Source organism: Streptosporangium sp. NPDC002607, from assembly GCF_053592655.1.
In genome coordinates this window covers 71,782-91,573 of the sequence record NZ_JBSFWD010000034.1, presented here as the reverse complement: position 1 = coordinate 91,573, position 19,792 = coordinate 71,782, and the positions used below count along the sequence as shown (strand labels likewise).

20 protein-coding genes and 1 pseudogene are annotated in these 19,792 nt (G+C 69.1%); 7 read left to right on the top strand and 14 right to left on the bottom strand.

All coding sequences use genetic code 11. The features are described from left to right. Positions 1 to 184: 184 nt before the first annotated feature. The 3 genes and pseudogenes from nuoK to ACWD3H_RS31860 all read right to left on the bottom strand — a co-directional run. A pseudogene (gene nuoK, locus ACWD3H_RS31870) lies at positions 185 to 487 on the bottom strand (NADH-quinone oxidoreductase subunit NuoK); the annotation flags it as partial. A gap of 2 nt (positions 488 to 489) precedes the next feature. Then, positions 490 to 1,026 (bottom strand): NADH-quinone oxidoreductase subunit J family protein, encoded by a 537-nt coding sequence (locus ACWD3H_RS31865; protein ID WP_355558083.1) that lies wholly within the window; start codon positions 1,024 to 1,026, stop codon positions 490 to 492. After that, positions 1,023 to 1,778: a NuoI/complex I 23 kDa subunit family protein gene (locus ACWD3H_RS31860; RefSeq protein WP_355558086.1), complete on the bottom strand. Its 756-nt coding sequence runs from the start codon at positions 1,776 to 1,778 to the stop codon at positions 1,023 to 1,025. Before ACWD3H_RS31860 ends, ACWD3H_RS31865 begins: the two co-directional genes overlap by 4 nt. Before the next feature lie 247 nt (positions 1,779 to 2,025). On the opposite strand from ACWD3H_RS31860, the gene ACWD3H_RS31855 reads away from it, so the two are divergent. Then, the gene (locus tag ACWD3H_RS31855) at positions 2,026 to 3,453 is read left to right on the top strand and encodes a protein kinase domain-containing protein (RefSeq protein WP_451957617.1); all 1,428 of its coding nucleotides are present in this window, start codon (positions 2,026 to 2,028) and stop codon (positions 3,451 to 3,453) included. An 18-nt stretch (positions 3,454 to 3,471) separates the two neighbouring features. Here the strand turns inward: ACWD3H_RS31855 and ACWD3H_RS31850 are convergent, their stop codons facing one another. The 5 genes from ACWD3H_RS31850 to ACWD3H_RS31830 all read right to left on the bottom strand — a co-directional run bounded on the left by ACWD3H_RS31850 (position 3,472) and on the right by ACWD3H_RS31830 (position 7,021). After that, positions 3,472 to 4,440 carry a hypothetical protein gene (locus tag ACWD3H_RS31850; RefSeq protein WP_355619114.1) on the bottom strand — a complete coding sequence of 323 codons (969 nt, stop codon included), beginning with the start codon at positions 4,438 to 4,440 and terminating at the stop codon, positions 3,472 to 3,474. A 125-nt stretch (positions 4,441 to 4,565) separates the two neighbouring features. Then, a complete protein-coding gene (nuoH, locus tag ACWD3H_RS31845; protein WP_350918213.1) occupies positions 4,566 to 5,522 on the bottom strand; it encodes an NADH-quinone oxidoreductase subunit NuoH in 957 nt (318 codons plus the stop codon). A 51-nt stretch (positions 5,523 to 5,573) separates the two neighbouring features. Further along, positions 5,574 to 6,116 (bottom strand): NADH-quinone oxidoreductase subunit C, encoded by a 543-nt coding sequence (locus ACWD3H_RS31840; RefSeq protein ID WP_350918216.1) that lies wholly within the window; start codon positions 6,114 to 6,116, stop codon positions 5,574 to 5,576. Next, positions 6,109 to 6,606 (bottom strand): NADH-quinone oxidoreductase subunit B, encoded by a 498-nt coding sequence (locus ACWD3H_RS31835; RefSeq protein ID WP_451934916.1) that lies wholly within the window; start codon positions 6,604 to 6,606, stop codon positions 6,109 to 6,111. Before ACWD3H_RS31835 ends, ACWD3H_RS31840 begins: the two co-directional genes overlap by 8 nt. Before the next feature lie 43 nt (positions 6,607 to 6,649). Then, the gene (locus tag ACWD3H_RS31830) at positions 6,650 to 7,021 is read right to left on the bottom strand and encodes an NADH-quinone oxidoreductase subunit A (protein ID WP_350918219.1); all 372 of its coding nucleotides are present in this window, start codon (positions 7,019 to 7,021) and stop codon (positions 6,650 to 6,652) included. Positions 7,022 to 7,200: 179 nt separating this feature from the next. Between ACWD3H_RS31830 and ACWD3H_RS31825 the strand changes: the two genes are divergently transcribed. The 4 genes from ACWD3H_RS31825 to ACWD3H_RS31810 all read left to right on the top strand — a co-directional run bounded on the left by ACWD3H_RS31825 (position 7,201) and on the right by ACWD3H_RS31810 (position 12,988). Next, a complete protein-coding gene (locus tag ACWD3H_RS31825) occupies positions 7,201 to 8,676 on the top strand; it encodes a polysaccharide deacetylase family protein (RefSeq protein WP_451957616.1) in 1,476 nt (491 codons plus the stop codon). A 377-nt stretch (positions 8,677 to 9,053) separates the two neighbouring features. Beyond that, a complete protein-coding gene (locus ACWD3H_RS31820) occupies positions 9,054 to 10,907 on the top strand; it encodes a 2-oxoacid:acceptor oxidoreductase subunit alpha (RefSeq protein ID WP_355558102.1) in 1,854 nt (617 codons plus the stop codon). Positions 10,908 to 10,917: 10 nt separating this feature from the next. Then, positions 10,918 to 11,964, top strand: coding sequence for a 2-oxoacid:ferredoxin oxidoreductase subunit beta (locus tag ACWD3H_RS31815; RefSeq protein ID WP_451957615.1), 1,047 nt, complete (start codon positions 10,918 to 10,920; stop codon positions 11,962 to 11,964). A 97-nt stretch (positions 11,965 to 12,061) separates the two neighbouring features. Continuing rightward, on the top strand, positions 12,062 to 12,988 hold the full coding sequence (locus ACWD3H_RS31810) for an NAD-dependent epimerase/dehydratase family protein (protein ID WP_451957614.1): 927 nt from the start codon (positions 12,062 to 12,064) through the stop codon (positions 12,986 to 12,988). Between the two features lie 114 nt (positions 12,989 to 13,102). Here ACWD3H_RS31810 and ACWD3H_RS31805 read toward each other — a convergent pair whose 3' ends face one another. From ACWD3H_RS31805 to ACWD3H_RS31780, 6 genes are all read right to left on the bottom strand, one after another. Further along, positions 13,103 to 13,762 carry a response regulator gene (locus ACWD3H_RS31805; RefSeq protein WP_451957613.1) on the bottom strand — a complete coding sequence of 220 codons (660 nt, stop codon included), beginning with the start codon at positions 13,760 to 13,762 and terminating at the stop codon, positions 13,103 to 13,105. Next, positions 13,759 to 14,916, bottom strand: a complete 1,158-nt coding sequence (locus tag ACWD3H_RS31800) for a sensor histidine kinase (protein WP_451957612.1) — start codon at positions 14,914 to 14,916, stop codon at positions 13,759 to 13,761. Before ACWD3H_RS31800 ends, ACWD3H_RS31805 begins: the two co-directional genes overlap by 4 nt. After that, positions 14,913 to 15,746, bottom strand: a complete 834-nt coding sequence (locus ACWD3H_RS31795; protein WP_451957611.1) for a CPBP family intramembrane glutamic endopeptidase — start codon at positions 15,744 to 15,746, stop codon at positions 14,913 to 14,915. The genes ACWD3H_RS31800 and ACWD3H_RS31795 overlap by 4 nt, the downstream gene beginning before the upstream one ends. A 257-nt stretch (positions 15,747 to 16,003) precedes the next feature. Beyond that, positions 16,004 to 16,672 (bottom strand): DNA alkylation repair protein, encoded by a 669-nt coding sequence (locus ACWD3H_RS31790; RefSeq protein ID WP_451957610.1) that lies wholly within the window; start codon positions 16,670 to 16,672, stop codon positions 16,004 to 16,006. A gap of 255 nt (positions 16,673 to 16,927) precedes the next feature. Then, positions 16,928 to 17,140 (bottom strand): DUF397 domain-containing protein, encoded by a 213-nt coding sequence (locus tag ACWD3H_RS31785; RefSeq protein WP_451957609.1) that lies wholly within the window; start codon positions 17,138 to 17,140, stop codon positions 16,928 to 16,930. Further along, positions 17,131 to 17,952 carry a helix-turn-helix domain-containing protein gene (locus ACWD3H_RS31780; RefSeq protein WP_451957608.1) on the bottom strand — a complete coding sequence of 274 codons (822 nt, stop codon included), beginning with the start codon at positions 17,950 to 17,952 and terminating at the stop codon, positions 17,131 to 17,133. The genes ACWD3H_RS31785 and ACWD3H_RS31780 overlap by 10 nt, the downstream gene beginning before the upstream one ends. A 653-nt stretch (positions 17,953 to 18,605) precedes the next feature. On the opposite strand from ACWD3H_RS31780, the gene ACWD3H_RS31775 reads away from it, so the two are divergent. Then, positions 18,606 to 18,959, top strand: coding sequence for a hypothetical protein (locus tag ACWD3H_RS31775; protein WP_451957607.1), 354 nt, complete (start codon positions 18,606 to 18,608; stop codon positions 18,957 to 18,959). Then, positions 18,956 to 19,789 carry an ATP-binding protein gene (locus ACWD3H_RS31770; RefSeq protein ID WP_451957606.1) on the top strand — a complete coding sequence of 278 codons (834 nt, stop codon included), beginning with the start codon at positions 18,956 to 18,958 and terminating at the stop codon, positions 19,787 to 19,789. Before ACWD3H_RS31775 ends, ACWD3H_RS31770 begins: the two co-directional genes overlap by 4 nt. Positions 19,790 to 19,792 lie beyond the last annotated feature (3 nt).

Sequence of the window (19,792 nt, the reverse complement as noted above, 5' to 3'; positions counted from 1 at the left end):
GCCGCGTGCGGGTCGCGGTCCGTGTGCGGCCCTGGGGCAGGCTCTGGGTCCGAGGTGGGGAGTGGGCACCGGCCTCGCCGGGGAGTGCCTCTCCGGCGGGGTCGGTGGATCCGGGATCGGTGGGCTGGATGCCATCGGGTCCGGGGTCGACCGGCCCGGGGTTCGTGGCCCCGGGGTCGGTGGGCTCGGACAGGGAGCGGAGGCGGTCGAGGTCGATGGTCCGGCGGTTGCGGTAGAGCGCGAGAACGATCGCGAGACCGAGACCGACCTCGGCGGCGGCGATCACGATGACGAACAGGGTGAGCACCTGCCCGCTGTGCAGCCGGTCGCGCAACCAGACGTCGAAGACGACCAGGTTGAGGTTGACGGCGTTGAGCATGATCTCGACGGACATCAGCACGAGGATCGTGTTGCGCCGGGCGAGCACGCCGTACACGCCGATGGAGAAGAGCAGTGCCGAGACGACCAGGGGGTAGACGACGTGCACCTTCAGTCCCTCCCGCGAATGTCGGTGCGAGACAGGACGATGGCGCCGATCAGTGCCGCCAGCAGCAGGACCGAGAGCACTTCGAACGGGAGCACCCAGTTGCGGAAGATGCTCGCGCCGAGTTCCCCGGCCGAACCGCCGCCGGGCTCAAGCGGGACGTAGGCCATCCGGAAGCCGTCGACGACGACGGTGACCAGCACGGCCGCGGTGGCGATCGCCACGATCACGGCGGTCGGCCGGTTCGAGCTGTCGAGGTCGGCGCTCCTGCCGATCGGAGCGCGGGTGAGCATGATGCCGAACAGCAGCAGGACGACGATCGCGCCGACGTAGATCAGCACCTGGACCCAGGCGACGAACTCGGCGGTGAGGACCAGGTAGCACCCGGCCAGCGCGCCGAAGCAGACCACCAGCCACAGGGCGGCGTGGACGAGTTGTCTGGTGGTCACGGTAAGCAGCGCCGACCCGACGGCCACCGCGCCCAGCAGGAGGAAGACGATCTCCTGCCCGGTCGGCGACAGATAGGACGGCGCCTCGGTCATGTCTCCTCCTCGGGCTCTCCACTCGGATCCGTGGAAGAAGTCTGCTCCGGCGGGGCCGCCTTCGGAGGAACGTCACCCTTGCCTGTGGATAACTTCTCGGTGGACGACTCGCCTGTGGACGGAGTGTCCTTCTTGGGGAGGGCACCCGGCGGCCGGATGGCCCGGACGCTCGCGTGTCCCGCCGAGGGACCTGTCCTGGACGGTCTGCCGGGTGGCGGAACACGTCGCGCGGGTGGCTCCTCGGGAACTCCCGGGGCCTCGGGCGCGGGAGTCGCGGCAGCCTGGGGAGCCGGCGTGGGACGGGGGCGGACCGGGCGGGAGGTGGCCGCCAGTTCCTTCGGCGGCTCGGCACCCGGCTCGTGGGCCGGGGGCGGCGGGACGGTCTGGGCCCAGGCGGCCAGCTTGTCCTTCTCATGGAGGAGGTTGCGGATGTCGCCCTCGGCGTACTCGAACTCCGGAGACCAGAACAGCGCGTCGAACGGGCAGACCTCGATGCAGATCCCGCAGTACATGCAGAGGGAGAAGTCGATCGCGAACCGGTCGAGCATGTTGCGGGCGCGGGGACGGCCCCCCTCCGGGGCGGGGAGGGTCTCCTTGTGGGAGTCGATGTAGATGCACCAGTCGGGGCACTCGCGAGCGCAGAGCATGCACACCGTGCAGTTCTCCTCGACCAGCGCGATCACCCCCCTGCTCCTCGGGGGCAGATCCGGCCGGACTTCGGGGTACTGCTGAGTCACCGATCTGCTCAGCATGTGGCGAAGGGTGACGGAGAGTCCCTTCACCAACCCCACTCCTGGTATCCGTGCCACAACTCAACATCATGACGCACAGTGGGGCGCTCGGGAATGCGGTGGGCCCTCCAGACCGTCACAACACAGAGATCACCCGGGTTATCCACAGAAGTTATCCACAGACTGTGTGTTCGATAATCGCCCTCCAACCGCCGAGTCAACGCCGAAGAGACTGCGGACATCCTGAAAAAATCGTATTGTTCGGCACATGTCCCACCAGTACGGACCAGCCTGGCAGCCGCAACCACCGGCACGATCCAACACCGCGTGGAGCGTGGTGTGGGCGCTGGTGCCCCTGTTGACCTGCGGCGTCGGGACGCCGTTTGTCATCGGCCACGCCGCGCGCCGGCTGCGGAGCCCGTTGCTGGCCCTCGCCGCCGCCCTCTACGGCCTCGGCATCGGCACCTTCGTGATCGCCGCCGGGATCTACGGGAGCTCTGATCTCATCCCGGTCTGGCTGGACGCCATCGGGCTGATCGGCCTGTTCGGCAGCTGGCTCGGCGGGCTGGGCCACGCGCTGATCCTCAGGGGAGAGGTGTTCCGGCCGCGGCCGTTCCAGGAGCTCCACCCGCGGCCGGCCCCGGAGTACGGGCGCCCGCCCCAGCCGGTGCCCCACCAGACCGGCCCCACGGTGGTCTCGGTCCAGCACCCGCCCGCGCAACGGCCGGCGCAGCGGCACCCGGGGCCCGCGCAGCACGGCGGATACCAGCAGGCACAGCACCATCAGCGTGACGACCGGCCGCCCCAGTACGTGCAGAGCCACTTCACGCAGGGCCAATTCACACAGGGTCAATTCACGCAGGGCCCGCCCACCCACGCCGTACAGGGCCAGAACCCCCAAAGCCCGCAGAACACCCCGGCCCCCCAGGGCTGGCTGGGGCCCTACCGCCTGATCGGCAACCTGGGGAAGGGCGGTCAGGGGACGGTCCACCTCGCGCTCACCCCACAGGGGCAGAAGGTCGCGATCAAGGTGCTGCACGAGCACTTCAACGGCAATCAGGTGGTCAGGGAGCGATTCCTGCGGGAGGTGGAGGCGACGCGCAGGGTGGCGACCTTCTCCACGGCCCGGGTGCTGGACGTGAACATCAACGAGGACCAGGCGTACGTCGTCAGCGAGTACGTGGAGGGCGTCTCCCTGGAGCAGCTGGTCCGCGACAAGGGTCCGCGCGACGAGGACGGGCTGACCCGGCTGGCCCTGGCCACGGCGGGCGCGCTGGCCGCGATCCACCGGGCCGGCGTGGTGCACCGGGATTTCAAACCGGCCAACGTGCTGATCGGCGCCGACGGACCCCGCGTGATCGACTTCGGCATCGCCCGGGCCCTCGACCAGGTCACCGCGACATCGGGCAGCATCATGGGCACCCCCGCCTACATGTCGCCCGAGCAGCTCGCGGGCGAGACGATCGGCCCGGAGACCGACGTGTTCAGCTGGGCCTCGACCATGATCTTCGCCGCTTCCGGCCGGGTGGCCTTCGGTGAGGACACCATCCCCGCGATCCTGAACCGGGTGATCAACCACCAGCCGGACCTGACGGCCCTGCCCCAGTCACTGCGCCCGCTGGCCGCGGCCTGCCTGGACAAGCAGCCCCGCAACCGGCCCACGGCCTCCGACATCATGCTGCGGATCGTGCAGTAGACATGCCCGGCCGGCAGGTCAGGGGACCGCGTCCTTCGCCTCCGCCGTCAGGTCCAGGTATTCCTGGTGGGTCAGCGAGCGAGCCTGGAACTCAAGGCCGTTGCCCGCGGCGAAGCGCTCGACGTCCCCCGCGTTCCAACGTCCCGGCAGGTGGAACAGCCCCCCGCCCACCAGCAGGCCGGTCACGCCGGACTCCGCCGAGTAGAGCAGCAGCTCGGAGGCGTCCAGCTCGCGGGTTCTGCGCGCGGTCTCCAGCAGCAGGCGGCCGTGGACGACCACCAGTCGGCAGTGCGGCTGGCCCCCGCGCCTGAGCACGCGCCCCTGGGCGGTCTGGTCGCGGGACCTGCGGCGGCCGACCCCGATCACGACGACGGCCCCGACGACCGTCAGCCCGGCCAGCACCAGGGCGGCGACCCCGAGCGGCCCCATTCCCCAGGTGACGTCTCCCTGAGTGACGTCTCCCCTGGTGACGTCGGCGCGGGTATTGGTCAGGTTGAGGAGCACCAGCGCCACGAAGGCCGCCCCATAGGCGAGCACCGCCCACATGAGCACGTACAGCAACTGCTCGCGCCACCACACCTTCGGCGAGCTCAGCGGCGGCCTGAGGCTTCTCGCACCGGGCACGCGCAGGCGCGGCAGGGGCGCGGGCGCCCTGCGCCAGGTCACCGCGCGCCACCTCGGCGACCTGCGGGCCAGCGCGACCCTGGCCTGCTGCGGGGTGTCGAACGCCCGGAACTCGAACTCCAGCCCGTTGCCCGCGGCGAACGCCTCCACCGCTCTCCTCGACCGGGACCCCGGAGCCTCCAGCATGACCAGGCCGGACTCGTCGAGCACCGCCAGTCCGTACCTCGTCCTGCCCCTGCCGGGGTAGCCGAAGATCAGCAACCTGCTCGCCCGGCCCGCACCGGCGAGCGGCAACCGCACCGGTGAGTGTTCCGGCACATCGACGACCAGTTCGTCGTTTTCCACGGCAAGCGCGAGGGTCATCCGTTCCGTCCTTGGCAAGTGATGTCGCAGGGTGCACTGCTCCCTGCCCAGGGTGAGCGCTTCGAACGTCAGATCATCCGTACGGTGGGCCGAGCGGGAAACCGGTGCGGGCGCGCGGTGCGAGGTTACCCGGCGATGACCCTGACGACTCCCGTCAGCGCGAGCTGGACCAGCGCCAGCGGCACCAGGCCGACCCAGGCGAGCCTCTGCAGCTGGTCCTCGCGGAGCCTGGGATAGCTCACCCTCAGCCAGATGACCACGAAGACCAGCAGGAAGACCTTGATGAGCATCCACACCGGCCCCGGCAGGAGGGGGCCGTGCCAGCCGCCCAGGAACAGCACGCTGGTCAGCGCGGAGACCACGATGATCCCCGCGTACTCGGCCAGCATGAACAGGGCGAACCTGATGCCCGTGTACTCGGTCATCGGGCCCATGATGAGCTCGGAGTCGGCGATCGGCATGTCGAACGGCGGGCGCCGGAGCTCGGCGAGTCCCGCGACGAAGAAGACCACGCCGCCGATCGCCTGCCAGGGCAGCCACCACCACTGCCAGGCCTCCACGATGCCCGGCAGGGAGAGCGTACCCGCCGCCATCGCGACGCTGGAGGCCGCGAGGACCAGCGGCAGCTCGTACGACATGAGCTGGGCCGCCGAGCGCACTCCGCCCAGGACCGAGTACTTGTTGCCCGACGACCAACCGGCCATGATCGAGCCGAGCACGCCGACCCCCATCACGGCGAGGACGAAGAACAGCCCGGCGTCCAGGTCGACCCCGACCAGCCCCGGCCCGACCGGGATGACGACCATCACCAGGAGATAGGGGACCAGCGCCACGCCGGGGGCCAGGGTGAAGACCCTGCGGTCGGCGGCGGCCGGGATCACCTGCTCCTTCTGCATGAACTTGACCCCGTCGGCGATCAGCTGTGCCCAGCCGTGGAAGCCTCCGGCGTACATGGGGCCGAGGCGCGCCTGCATGTGCGCCATGACCTTGTGCTCCATCTGCCCGGCGACCAGCGGCAGCACCAGGAAGACCGCGACGATCACGACCAGCCGGACCGCGACGTCGAGCACCTCGGCGATCATGCTTACCTCCGGTCCTTCGGGGGGAGAAGCCTGCCGGGTCGCCGGAATGTCTCAGCCGCCACGCTCGCGCCCCCAGTCGGTGGGCACCCCCGGCGGGAGCGTCTTGCGGCGGCTCGGCGAGCCGTGGTCGGACTCGCCGGGTTCCTTGGCTCCCGGCCATGCCTTGGCGACCCTGGCGGCCAGTACGAAGTCCTTGCGCAGCGGGAACCCCTCGAAGCCCTCGGGGAGCAGCAGCGGGACGAGGTTCGGGTGGCCCTCGAAGACGACGCCGAACATCTCGAAGGTCTCGCGCTCGTGCCAGTCGGCTCCGCGGAAGACGCCGACCGCGCTGGGCAGCCGGGGGTCCTCGCGCGCCACCCTGGTGCGCAGCAGCAGGTGGGCGTGCGAGGCCGGGGCGAACAGGTGTGCGACGACCGCGAAGGCCTCCGGCGGCTCGTCCACCGCGGTCAGCCAGTCGAAGAACTCGTACCCCTGGGATCTGGCGGATTCCAGCAGGGCGATCCAGTCGTCGGCGTCCACGTCGACGGTCCGGTAACCGAAGGACTCCGACACCCGGGCGCCCTCGCCGTGGGTGAAGGGGTGCAGGTCAGGCATAGCGGTCACCCAGGTTCTCGGCGGCGATCTTCTCCTGGAGCATCATGATGCCGTGGAGCAGCGCCTCGGGGCGGGGAGGGCAGCCGGGGACGTAGACGTCCACCGGGATGATCTGGTCGACGCCCTTGGTCACGCAGTAGGAGTCCCAGTAAGGACCGCCGGAGTTGGAGCAGGCGCCGAAGGAGATCACGTACTTGGGCTCGGGCATCTGCTCGTAGAGCCGCTTGACCGCGGGGGCCATCTTGTCGGTCACCGTGCCCGAGACGATCATCAGATCCGCCTGCCGGGGACCGTTGGCGAACGGGATGACCCCGAACCTGATGAAGTCGTGCCTGCTCATCGAGGTCGCGATGAACTCGATGGCGCAGCAGGCCAGGCCGAAGTTGAACGCCCACAGCGAGTAGCGACGCCCCCAGTTGAGGATGAAGCGCATGGGTTTGGGGGCGAGCCGTGATGCCGGGCCCACCGTGGGCATCGGGAGATCTGCCATGGCACGCATTCTCCTTCAGGGTCGGTGCTCGCGCTCGCCCGGCTCAGGTCCAGGTGAGCACGCGCTTGCGCCAGGCGTACAGGATGCCGAGCGCGATGAAGCCGAGGAAGACGAACATCTCGGCCAGGGTGGTCGTCCCGAAGCCCGGCTCGGCGAAGATCGTCGCCCAGGGGAAGAGGAAGACCGCGTCAACCGCGAAGATCACATAAAGGTAGGTGAACACGTAGTAGCGGACCTGGGACTGGGCCCAGCCGTCGCCGACCGGGTCGACGCCGCACTCGTAGGTGAGCAGCTTCTCGGCGGTGGGGCGGTTGGGACGGAGCGCCCGGTTGACGAGCAGCGCCCCGGCGACGATCAGCAGGCCGATCGCGAACAGCGCGAGGACCACCACATAAGAGCCGAAATATCCGCTCATGGCCTCTCCTCTTCGGGGCCTGCCGCACGGCCTCGCTCGATCTGCCGTACGCCCTACCTATAGCAGTATCCGCCCTTCCCGTCATGCGGCGAAGCCCATGTACCCAAGACCGCTAAAGCCTCCGTGCACTTAACCTCAAATCAGGGTAAATGCACTGTTACCGCACCTAAGGTGACTTCATGCCCAACCTGCGATTCGTCGGAGGAATCGCCTGGATGGCCGTGACGATCGCCGGTTGCGGCGCAGCCATCACCCCCTCTTCCGCGAAGGCCCCCATGCCCTCGGAGCCCACATTGATCAATTATGTGGACCCCTCCGTGGTCCAGGGCCTGAGCACACGGACCCTGTTCTCCGGAGAGACGGGGAAACGGCACGTGCACGCCGTCTATCCGGCCGTCCCCGGCGCCCCCCGCCTCACCGAGAAGCTCCGCGGGACCGTGCGCGAAGAGCTCGACGGGTTCACCCGGCGCGGCGCCCCCGCCAACGCCCTGCCCAAGCCCGAGTTCAACGTGGACTGGCAGCTCGCCGCCGCATCCCCCGAGGTCCTGGGGGTACGGCTGCGCATCGGTCACTCCATGGAGTCGGGCTGGAGCGAGGCGCGCACCACCGTCTGGTACGACCGGGTGAAGGGGCGCGTCCTCGACTCCGCCGACCTGCTCACCGGCCGTCCCGCGCTGGTCACGCTGGCCGGGATCGTCAGGAGCGAGCTGAGGCTGCGGGGACCGCTGGTGACCCCGAACGCGCTCAGGCCGGACCGGGAGATGTTCGACTCCCTCGGTTTCAACCCACGTGGCGACCTCGTCGTGGAGTTCGACGACGAGCAGGTGGGGCTGGGGGTCGCCGGCCGGGTGGCGGTCGCCGTACCGTCCGCGACCGCGGCGCCGCTGCTGTCGGAGATCGGGCTGCGGGCACAGCGCTCGGCCGTGCAGGCGAAGAAGGCTCCGGCCCCCACGTCGCGGGAGGAGATCAAGGCCGCGAGCACCGACAAGCCTCCGGCGCGCAGCTCCATGGCGGGCAGCGTGGACTGCGCGAAGCTCAGGTGCGTGGCGCTGACCTACGACGACGGGCCGGGCCCCGAGACCGCGCGGCTGCTCGACGTCCTCCGCGCCCACGGGGCGAGGGCGACCTTCTTCACCCTCGGTTCCAACGCCTCCGCCCGGCCCGACCTGCTCAGGCGGATGCGCGACGAGGGACACCTGGTGGCCAACCACACCTGGTCCCACCGCGATCTCACCATGCTGCCCCCCACCAAGATCGCCGACCAGCTCACCCGCGCGCAGCACGCGGTCGCCCAGATCATCGGCCAGGTCCCCACCCTGATGCGCCCGCCGTACGGCGACAGCGACATTCAGGTGGCCACCGTCGCGGGCCGCCTGAACATGGCCGTGGTGCGCTGGAACGTGGACCCCGAGGATCGCTGGGACCCCGACCCCCGGGCGATCGCCGACCGGACCGTCGCCCGGGCCGAGCCCGGGGCGATCGTCCTCCTGCACGACTCCCACCCCGCGACGGTCGACGCGGCCCCGGAAATCCTGCGCCGGCTCTCCGAGGCGGGCTATACCTTTGTCACCGTCCCCGAGCTGTACGGCTCGCGCGAGATGGTGCCCGGCCGGACCTACGACTCCGGGGGCGTTTCGACGGCGCCGGACCGGTAGCCGATGTCATAACCTGGAGCTATGGGGCCATAGCCTGAGGCGATGAGAACGCGGCCGCGACGGGACATATAGTTGGGCAGCGTGACCTCAACTGTCCTCTTCGCCCGCCTGCACGTCGACCTGTGCCGGCTCGCGGCGGGGCTGTGTCGGGACGGCCGTCCGCGATCGTGACCTCCACGTAGGCCGTGATCCGGCCGCAAAACGCGACATCCGCGCCCCAGGTTTCGACTCAGCGGCCGCAGAGGATGCGCGACACGGGTCGCCCTTCTCCGCCGAGTGGAACGCGAAAAGCCTACGCGTGACCCCCGAGGATCTAGCATGGAAAAAAGAATGTGCCACGAGCAACGGCGCCCTGTCGCGTCGAGGAGGACTGAGCTGTGACCAAGCAGGTTCAGCAACTCGAACGCGTGATCATCCGTTTTGCCGGGGACTCCGGCGACGGCATGCAGCTGACCGGCGACCGCTTCACCGCCGGGACGGCTGAGTTCGGCAACGACCTGTCGACACTCCCCAACTTCCCCGCTGAGATCCGCGCCCCCGCAGGCACCCTGCCGGGCGTGTCGAGTTTCCAGCTCCACTTCGCCGACCACGACATCCTCACCCCGGGTGACGCGCCCAACGTCCTGGTCGCGATGAACCCCGCCGCGCTGAAGGCGAACCTCTCGGACCTGCCGCGCGGCGCCGACATCATCGCCAACACCGACGAGTTCACCAAGCGCAACCTGCAGAAGGTGGGCTACGCCGTCAGCCCGCTGGAGGACGACTCGCTCGCCGCGTGGCGGGTCCACTCGGTGCCGCTGACCTCGCTGACCGTCAAGGCCCTCGAAGGCTTCGCGCTGTCCAAGAAGGACGCCGAGCGGTCCAAGAACATGTTCGCCCTCGGGCTGCTGAGCTGGCTCTACCACCGGCCCACCGAGGCGACGATCCAGTTCCTGGAGACCAAGTTCGCCAAGAAGCCCGACATCGCCAAGGCCAACATCGCCGCCTTCCAGGCGGGCTGGAACTACGGCGAGACCACCGAGTCCTTCTCGGTCTCCTACGAGGTCAAGCCGGCCAAGCTGGCCCCTGGCGTGTACCGCAACATCTCCGGCAACCAGGCGCTCGCCTACGGCCTGATCGCCGCCTCGGTGCAGTCGAGGCTGCCGCTCTTCCTCGGGTCCTACCCGATCACCCCGGCCAGCGACATCCTGCACGAGCTCTCCAAGCACAAGCGGTTCGGCATCCGCACCTTCCAGGCCGAGGACGAGATCGCGGGCGTCGGCGCGGCGCTCGGCGCCTCCTTCGGCGGCGCCCTGGGCATCACGACGACCTCCGGGCCCGGTGTCGCGCTGAAGGCCGAGACCGTCGGCCTCGCGGTGACCACCGAGCTGCCGCTCATCGTGGTCGACGTGCAGCGTGCGGGTCCCAGCACCGGCATGCCCACCAAGACCGAGCAGACCGACCTCCTGATGGCCATGTACGGCCGCAACGGCGAGTCGCCGCTGCCGATCATCGCCCCCTCGACCCCCTCCGACTGCTTCGACGCGGCGGTGGAGGCGGCCAGGATCGCGGTGAAGTACCGCACCCCGGTCATGCTGCTCTCCGACGGCTACCTCGCCAACGGCTCCGAGCCGTGGAAGGTGCCCGACGCCGCCGATCTGCCCGACATCTCCACCGAGTTCGCCTCCGGGCCGAACGCCGAGGACGGCGTGACCTTCCTGCCGTTCAAGCGCGACCCCGAGACCCTCGCCCGCCCCTGGGCGATTCCCGGCACCGCCGGCCTGGAGCACCGGATCGGCGGCATCGAGAAGGCCGAGGGCACCGGGAACATCTCCTACGATCCCGACAACCACGACCGGATGGTCAGGATCCGCCAGGCCAAGATCGACGGGATCGCCCACGACATCCCGGCGCTTGAGGTGGACGATCCCGACGGCGACGCCCGCGTGCTGGTGCTCGGCTGGGGGTCCACCTACGGACCGATCGCGGCGGCCGCGCGGCGCATCAGGAAGGCCGGTGGCAAGGTCGCCCAGGCCCACCTGCGGCACGTCAACCCGCTGCCCGCCAACACCGGCGAGGTCCTGCGCGCGTACGACAAGGTGCTCCTGCCGGAGATCAACCTCGGCCAGCTCGCGCTGCTGCTCCGTGCCCGCTTCCTGGTCGACATCATCAGCTACAACCGAGTGCGTGGACTTCCGTTCAAGGCCGAAGAACTTGCCGGCGTGATCCAGGACGTGATCGACAGTGAGTAGTGGTACCGAATTGTCCGTCCCCGGAACCGGCGGGGGGCTTTCGCTGGTCCCGAAGTCCGAGGTCAAGCTCGGAATGAAGGACTTCAAGACCGACCAGGAGGTCCGCTGGTGCCCCGGATGCGGTGACTACGCCATCCTGGCCGCGGTCCAGTCGTTCGTGCCCGAACTCGGCCTCAAGCGCGAGAACATGGTGTTCGTCTCGGGCATCGGCTGCTCCTCGCGGTTCCCGTACTACATGGACACCTACGGGTTCCACTCGATCCACGGCCGCGCCCCGGCGATCGCGACCGGCCTGGCCGCCTCGCGTCCCGACCTGTCGGTCTGGGTGATCACCGGTGACGGCGACTCGCTGTCCATCGGCGGCAACCACCTCATCCACGCGCTGCGCCGCAACGTCAACCTGAACATCCTGCTGTTCAACAACAGGATCTACGGTCTCACCAAGGGGCAGTACTCCCCGACCTCCGAGGTCGGCAAGATCACGAAGTCCACCCCGATGGGCTCGCTGGACAAGCCGTTCAACCCGATCTCGCTGGCCATCGGCGCCGAGGCCTCCTTCGTGGCCAGGACCATCGACTCCGACCGCAAGCACCTGCAGTCGGTGCTGCGCGAGGCCGCCGAGCACCGGGGCACCTCCCTGGTCGAGATCTACCAGAACTGCAACATCTTCAACGACAACGCCTTCGAGCAGTTGAAGGACCCGGAGCGGCGGGACGACATCACGCTCCGCCTGGAGCACGGCCAGCCCATCGCCTCGGCTTCCAAGGCGGTGCGCCGGGCGGCCGACGGCGGTATCGAGGTCGTCCCGAGGTCGTCGGTGAGCGAGGAGGAGATCCTCGTGCACGACGCCCACCGCGCCGACCCCTCGCTGGCCTTCGCGCTCTCCCGGCTGGACGAGCCCGCCTTCGAGCACGTCCCGATCGGCGTCTTCCGCAGCGTCGCCCGTCCCTCCTACGACGAGCTCATGACCGAGCAACTCCAGGAGGCCGTCGACGAGCGGGGTCCCGGTGACCTGAACGACCTGCTGCTCGGCGGAGACACCTGGCGTATCGGCTGATCGGGAACAAACGCACGGCATCACACGGTAAGGCCCGCTCTTCGGAGCGGGCCTTACCACTTACCTGGCACAAACCCCCCGAACCAGGAGAAAGCGCATGGCCGACCCGGTAGCGGAAGAGTACTGGCGAGCGAGGCCCGTACTGGTGACGGGGGCCGGCGGCTTCATCGGCGCCCACCTGGTGCGGCGCCTGTGCGCGCTCGGCGCGCGGGTGCACGCGGTCGGCCGCCGCCTCAGGGAGAGCGCGTACGGCGAGACGTGGCACGTCGCGGACGTCGCCGACGCGGGCGCGGTCGAGTGGCTCGTCGACTCGACCCGCCCCACCGTCGTGTTCCACCTGGCGAGCGAGGTCGCGGGGGCGAGAGACCCGAAGCTCGTGCTGCCGATGCTGCACAGCAACCTCACCGGCGTGGTCAACCTGCTGACGGCGGTCGCCGACGTCCCGGAGACCAGGGTGGTGCTGGCGGGCTCGCTGGAGGAGCTACGGCCGGAGGAGGGCGACAAAGCGCCGTCCTCGCCGTACGCGGTGTCCAAGTGGGCCGCCGACGGCTACGCACGAATGTTCCACCACCTGTGGGGCGTCCAGGTCAGCAACCTGCGGATCGGCATGGTCTACGGCCCCGGCCGCCAGGACACCCACAAGCTGGTCCCCTACGTGGCACTGTCGCTGCTGCGCGGGCGAGAGCCCGAGCTCGGCAGCGGAACGCGCCACCTCGACTGGGTGTACGTCGACGACGTGATCGACGCCTTCCTCGCCGCGGGCGAGACGCCGGAGGCGGCGGGTCGCGCCTTCGACATCGGCACCGGGACGGGCACCTCCATCCGCGACACCGTGGAGCTGCTCTCCGAGATCGTCGGCGGCCGGACACGCCCCCGCTACGGCGTGCTCACCGACAGGGCGCTGGACAGCGCCAGGATCGCCGACCCGGCCCCCGCCGCCGAGATCCTCGGCTGGCGCCCCGCCGTCGGGCTGGAGGAAGGACTGCGTAGGACCGTCGACTGGTTCGCCCGCGAAGGCCGCTGAGCGCACCGCCCGCCCAGGCCGCCCCGCACCTTCCGGTCGAGCGACCCCACGACCGGAAAGCTCACCATGGGGACAACGGATGGTCTCCGCCGGGGCACGGTCATCCGCCGCGTCTCAGGTCACCAAACCCCTGCGGTAGGCGTAGACCACCGCCTGCACGCGGTCACGCAGGTCGAGTTTGGTGAGGATGCGCGACACGTACGTCTTGACGGTCTCCTGGCTGATCACCAAAGTCGCGGCGATCTCACTGTTGGACAGCCCTTCGGCGATGTGGCGCAGTACCTCCAGCTCGCGCGGGGTCAACACGATGTCGCCCGGCGCGACTTCGGTGGGACGAATCCGCGCCGCGTACCTGCCGACGAGCTGCCGCGTCACCTCGGGTGCCAGCAGCGCGGCACCCGCCGCGACGGTGCGGATGCCGTGCAACAACTGCGCCGGTGGGGCGTCCTTGAGCAGGAACCCGCTCGCTCCCGCGCGCAGCGCCTCGTACACGTACTCGTCCAGGTTGAACGTCGTCACCACGAGGACCTTGACGGGGTGCGCCACTCCGGCACCGGCCAGCAGGCGGGTCGCCTCGATGCCGTCGAGCACCGGCATGCGTACGTCCATCACCACGACGTCCGGGTTCAGCCGGCGGGCGAGGTCGACCGCGGCGCGACCGTCCCCGCACTCACCCACCACCTCAAGGTCGGCCTGCGCGTCGAGGATCGTCGCGAACCCGGTGCGGATCAGCACCTGGTCGTCGCAGACCAGGACCCGAATCGGCGCGTTCACGACGGGCTCCCCACGGGGATGCGTGCCCGCACGAAGAAACCGCCGTCCGCCTGCCGATCGGCGCTGAACTCGCCGCCCAGGGCGTCGACCCGCTCGCGGAGCCCGGCGAGGCCCCGCCCGCTCCCACCGGGCGAGCCGGTCCGCGAACCGGACCCGTCGGTGCCGACCTCCACGGTGATCTCCTTCTCGCCGAAGCGCACATGGACCACGGTGCGGCTGCCGTGGGCGTATTTGAGGGCGTTCGTCAGGGACTCCTGCACGACCCTATAGGCCACGAACTCGGCACTGCCTGCCGATCGCGCCGGTCTTCCCTCCTCGATGAACTCCACCGGCTGCCCGGCCTGGCGCGTCTGCTCAACAAGTGTGTGAAGCTCACCGATGGACGGCATCCTCCTGACGGCGTCATCGTGGTCGGGGTTGAGCAGATCGAGCAGGTGCCGCAGATCGGCGATGGCCCGCCGGCCGGTGTCGGTGACGGCGCTCAGGGTCGCGTCAAGGCGATCGGGTGCGCCGGTCAGGTAGCGTGCCGCCTCGGCCTGCACGACCATCGCCGTCACGTGGTGGGTCACGACGTCGTGGAGTTCGCGGGCGATGCGGGTGCGTTCGGCGACGCGGGTGGTCTCGGCGACGTGGCGGCGACGTTCGGCCTCTGCGGCCCGGGTGGAGCGCAGCCAGGCCCCGATGCCCCACGCGAGAACCAGCGCCAGGTAGAACATCACGTACCCTTCCGGCCCCTCGGTCGAGCCGAGCCGGTCGAGCGCGAGCGCGAGTGGCAGGTACGCCGCGGAGAGGAGGACCACGGTGACGCGCCGGTGGCGTTCCAGATGGGCGCCCGCACTCACGAGCGCGATGGGCAGGGCGACGCCCGCCACCAGGTGGTACGCGCGGAGCTGGTCGAGGGCGAAGCCGAGCGACACCAGGACGAGACAGACGGCCGGCCACCGTCTGCGTACGGCGAGCGGGAGGCACTCCAGGGCGATCACCGCGACGGCCGTCGCGTCGAAGGGGCGGGCCGGCAGGTCGCCGAGTTGCGTCCCGTTGTCGTGAAGCGCCGGCAGAAGTGACGCGGCGACCAGCAGCAGCGCGAACGGAAGGTCCCGGACCGTAACGTCGGATCGCCGCCACAGGTCCGGGAACCGCCACAGATCGATCACTGGGGGAGCGTAGCGGTCTCGCCGGGCCGGGCACCGCGTCGGCGGGGGATCAGGTTGCCTCGCCGACGGGCCAGCCACATGAAGGCGATCGTCAGCAGCACCCCGAACAGGACCGCGTACGGGCTCGCCTCCGGCCCGAACTCACCGCCGGTGAGCAGGGCCGGGCCCGACGTCACGCCGTTCAGCAGACCTTCCGACGCGTCGTTGCCCGAGACTACGGCGCCGAAGATGCCGGCCGCCGCGAAATTCCAGCCGAAGTGCAGGCCGATCGGCACCCACAGGGTGCGGGTGGCGGCGTAGGCTGCGGCGAGCATGCCACCGGCCTCGATCGCGATGGCGATCGCGCCCCACAGACTGGCGTGCTCGTTGGACAGGTGCGACAGGCCGAACAGCAGGCTGGTCAGTGCGAGCGCGATCCACGTGCCGGCGCGTTCCTCGATGATCCGGAACAGGATGCCACGAAAGATCAGCTCTTCCGTCACGGCGGCGGCCGCCATGAGGCCGAACAGCGCGATCGCGCCCGTCAGCGAGCCCAGGCCGTCGATTCGGTAACCGCCCAGGAAGGCGATGTTCACGATGACCGCCGCGAACATCCCGACACCGATCAGCACCCCCCGGCCGGTCGCGGCGGCGGCACCTGCCGCGGCCACCTCGACCGGCGCCCTGCGCTCGGACCACCGCACCACCCAGGCGTACACGAACACCGCGAGAGCGGCTGTCGCGACCCCGAGAACCAGGGTGAGAAGCGCATTCCCCCGCACCGCGCCCACGCCCGCACTGCCGACGAAGGCCACCGCGGCGACGGCCACAAGCTGCTTCAACAATCGCATGGCGACTCCCTCGCGAGATCCCGCGGCCGGAGCGCCGCGGGGCTACGTCGAGAACGCTATGGATTCAGCGGTCTGGAATCGTCACCGCACGGTGGACACTCACGGGTAGCTCGCACGGGGGACAAGCGCGCCGCGGCTCGCGCATCCACTGGAGACTCGCGGCGCCGTTCGCCTCCCGAAAGCTGTCCCCCGCCTCGGAGATGCGCAGCGGCGTGCCGCCCTCGTTCGCCACCGCCGACTCGCCGGACGAGTCCGTCTCATCGTGGCTGTCGGCGCACCATCTCGGTGATCCAGACGGGCGCGAACGGAGACGTGCAGCCAGGGGAGGTCGGATAGTCCTTGAGCACCTCCAGGCGCTCACCGATGTCGATCGAGCGGGCGCGGTGCTCGGCGTGCTCGATCCCGATCTGGGCCAGGCAGTGGTTCATCGCCCACTGCAGACGATCCGGGGCGTCTTTCATCTCCGCCTCGATGACGTCGAGCAGTCCTACGAGGTCGAGGACCTCGGGCTGCTTCGCCACACGTTCGACGGTCAGCGCCCAACCTGCACTCGCGACCACCGGATCCGGATCGGCCAACCAGGCCAGGCGCAGCTCTTCTGAGTGCGGGCTCTTCTTCACCACGTAGTTCACGAGCCAGTCGTGCACCTTTGGTGCGCGCGCCTCGCGCACCATGGCGTCCAACTCGTCACGCTCGAACGCCTTCGGGCGGCAGATCAGGATCGCCAGCAGTCTCGCCGCGGTGTCATCCGTCTTCCAGAGCCGGCACGCGAGCTCCTGCTGCGTCTTCAGCCGCTTCGCGATCGCGCGCAGTTTGCCGAGGTTCACACCGTGATCGTCACCGTGTTTCTCGTTCACCTCGCGCATCCTCGGGTCCTCAAGCTCGGCCAGCTCGGCCATCACCTCGGCCACCATCGTCTCGGCCACCGCAGCCTCCCTCCATCACGGGCGAAATTCAGCCTACGACGGAAGCCGACCCCCGGTCGTACACTCCGGTTCGGCAGCAGCCACCGACAACGAGGGCGGTTTCCCCGTTGGATCCGTTCTTGGTGGCCTTGCGCCAGGCCGCGCTCTTCAGCTCATCACTCAGGTCCACGGTTTCTCCGCCTCTCCGCTGTTGGCGGTACGGACGGGAAAGTCCCTGACCGTGGCCGAGAACCTTCCCGTGTTCCGAGGTTGGGGCTAGAAGTCGAACTCGCCCTTCTTGGCGCCGTCGATGAAGGCGTCCCAGACACTCGCGCTCACCACGAACGGCGCCTGCTCGGGGGCCTCGGTGTCCCGCAGGCCCACCCGACCACCCGACAACGGCGCAACCTCCAGGCAGTTGCCCTGGTCGGATCCGCTCTTGGTGGCCTTACGCCAGGCCGCACTCTTCAATTCATCGCTCAAGTCCACAGCTTCGCTGCCTCTCTGATCAACGCGATGGATAGATGCTGAGGCTGTGCCTCAGCTCGCAGGGCGTCGTATCTGCTGTATATAGCTTCAACATCTTTCGGGCGATTTGTCACGTACCCGTGAGTCGCCGACTGGATGTACACGGTGTCTGCACTTCCTGCAACCTGAGCGATCACGAATCCGCCAAGGATCCCTGTCGTTACCCCCAACTCCATGGGAATGATCTGGAGGCAGATACGCGGGGACTCTATTGCCTCCACGAGGCGTTCGAGTTGACGACGCATGACTTCCTTTCCGCCGATAGGGCGGCACAGAACACCTTCGTCCAGCACCACACGAAACATCGGCGGGTTGGGGCGAGCGAAAATCTCCTGTCGCGCCATCCGAGCCATGACAGCCTTTTCTGTCTGCTCGTCAGCTATGCCGGGCTCTCCACGGATAACCGCCCGCGCGTATTCCTCGATTTGGAGAAGACCGGGTATGACAAGTGGCTCCCAGGTGTGCAGCGTGTGCGCTGCTGGTTCGACGTCTAGCCAATCCCGGAACCACTTGGGGCTCGCCCCCCGAGTGACCTGCTCCCATAGATGGACAAGTTCCCCCTTCGCTTCCAGGGCGTCGTCGCAGCGCTGAGCGAAATTGCGGCTTGGGGTGCGCTCACCCCTTTCGATGAAGCCGATCAGACTCTGACTGAATTGGGTGATTTCCGCTAGCCGATCCTGCGATAGACCAGCCATTTTCCGACGCTTGCGTAGCTCGGCACCGAAAACAGTCAATGGCCTCACGAACGGGCCAGAGTTGGGGGTTACGGACATTTCAGCTCCGTCCGACAGGGAAGGCCACTCCGTCAGCACAAGAGCACAGCTTCAATACAAGATGTGCGGCAATGTGCTGGACTTTTCGATACCCAAAGTAGTCATCAAAAGGCACTCTGTGAAGCAGTTCAGGAGGGCGGAAGCATCGCCGGAGCGGCCCTCTCGAACACACAAAGAGCAACCGTCCAAAGCTGTCGAAAAAATCACCGCATATGTCCGGATAAGGGGAGTGGAAATGTTCGTCGATTCAGCGGAAAACGCACTCTCGGCCGCGCTTCACACCTCTGCCGGATACACACCTGTCACCGCTGAGTAAGTCCTCCGGAGGGGGCGGACGTCACCTCCCTCGACGTCACCTCCCGCAAGGCGGACACACCCCGGCGCATCGCCCCCAACCCACAAACAGAGCGGGGCCTGCCACGGCACGGCACGCCACGACAAGCCCCTCGACCGGACGTAGGAGGTCCGATCTGATGCACAACCCTAGAGGAAACCCCAGGCCGATCCGGGTACGTTGGCACGCGAACCGGCCGCCGATGCCCCTCGGCTGCCGCTGGTGCGGCCATCCCCCATACGCACACGAGGCCGCCAGCCTCCCGCACCGCGCACACCATCACTGGGAGCAGCCCACCCCCACCCAGGTACACGCCCGAATGACCACCCGCCGCCGCCTCGGCCTCTCCGGCCACCCGGCGGCCCACCCCACCCACCGCCCTCTCATCCCGCCACCCCCGATCACCTCCCCCGGCCAGGCCACGGCCTTCCCCGAACACCCCCCGATGCCCCCTGCCAAGGAGGTTCCGGCAACCTCCCCCGAACACCCTCCGTTGCTCTCCACCGAGCAGGTTCCGATGTTCCCCTCCGGGCACACACCATCCCCCGGCCGGCACCGGCGACCGGAGCAGGCCGTGACCCCGGCCGCCGTGCCGTACCGGCGTGGAAGGCCACTGGGCACCCGTACCCCCTCCGGTAAGCACACCCCGTACCGGCAGGGAGCGACGGCATGAACGGACGCGACCCCCAGGCCCGGCAGAGCGGGCGGCACCGGCGAGGAACGGCCACCGCGCAGGTCGACTCCCAGCCCTGGGACCTGGCCGAGCGAGCCTGCGCCGAGCAGCTCGACCAGATCGAGCCCGCCTGGACCGTCTGGTACGGCCCCGGCACCCGGCGCTTCCACGCCGTCGCCGGCTGGCCCGCCCCCGAACCTCTGATCGTCCAGGCCGGCACCGCCGACGAACTACGCGACCTGATGCGCGAGGCCGAACACAGCACACCGCCACCCCAAGGAGGGCCCATGCTCGAGACCCCGGACACCCCACCGGCCCTGGACGACTCGCGGACTCCAGACGGCCCGCGCACCGTCTGCTGGGACCTGCCACATGACCTGCCGATCATCGGCAAGACCCGCGCCATGGTGCGCGAGACCCTCGCCGCCTGGGCGCTCCACCACCTCGTCGACGACGCCGTCCTGGTGGTCGGCGAGCTGCTCGCCAACGCGATCATCCACGGCGAGCCCGTGGTCAGGCTCTCCCTGTGGGCCGGTGCGGACGAGTTCCAGATCCAGGTCACCGACCGGGGCCCTGGACGGCCCCGGCACCTCGCCCTCGGCGTCGAAGCCATCCACGGCCGTGGCCTGACCATCGTCCGAGCCCTCGCCCACGACACCGGCGTCACCCCCCTCCCCAACCATCCGGGCAAAACCATCTGGGCCCGCTGGCGCCTTCCCCTTCAAACCCGCCCGCCCGGCTACCCGGGCATCGCTGTGGGAGGAGCTGTCCGGTCGGGAGGCTACGGCCCGGGAGCAGAACGCGGAGCCGAACCGGCGGCTGGTGGCTGAGCA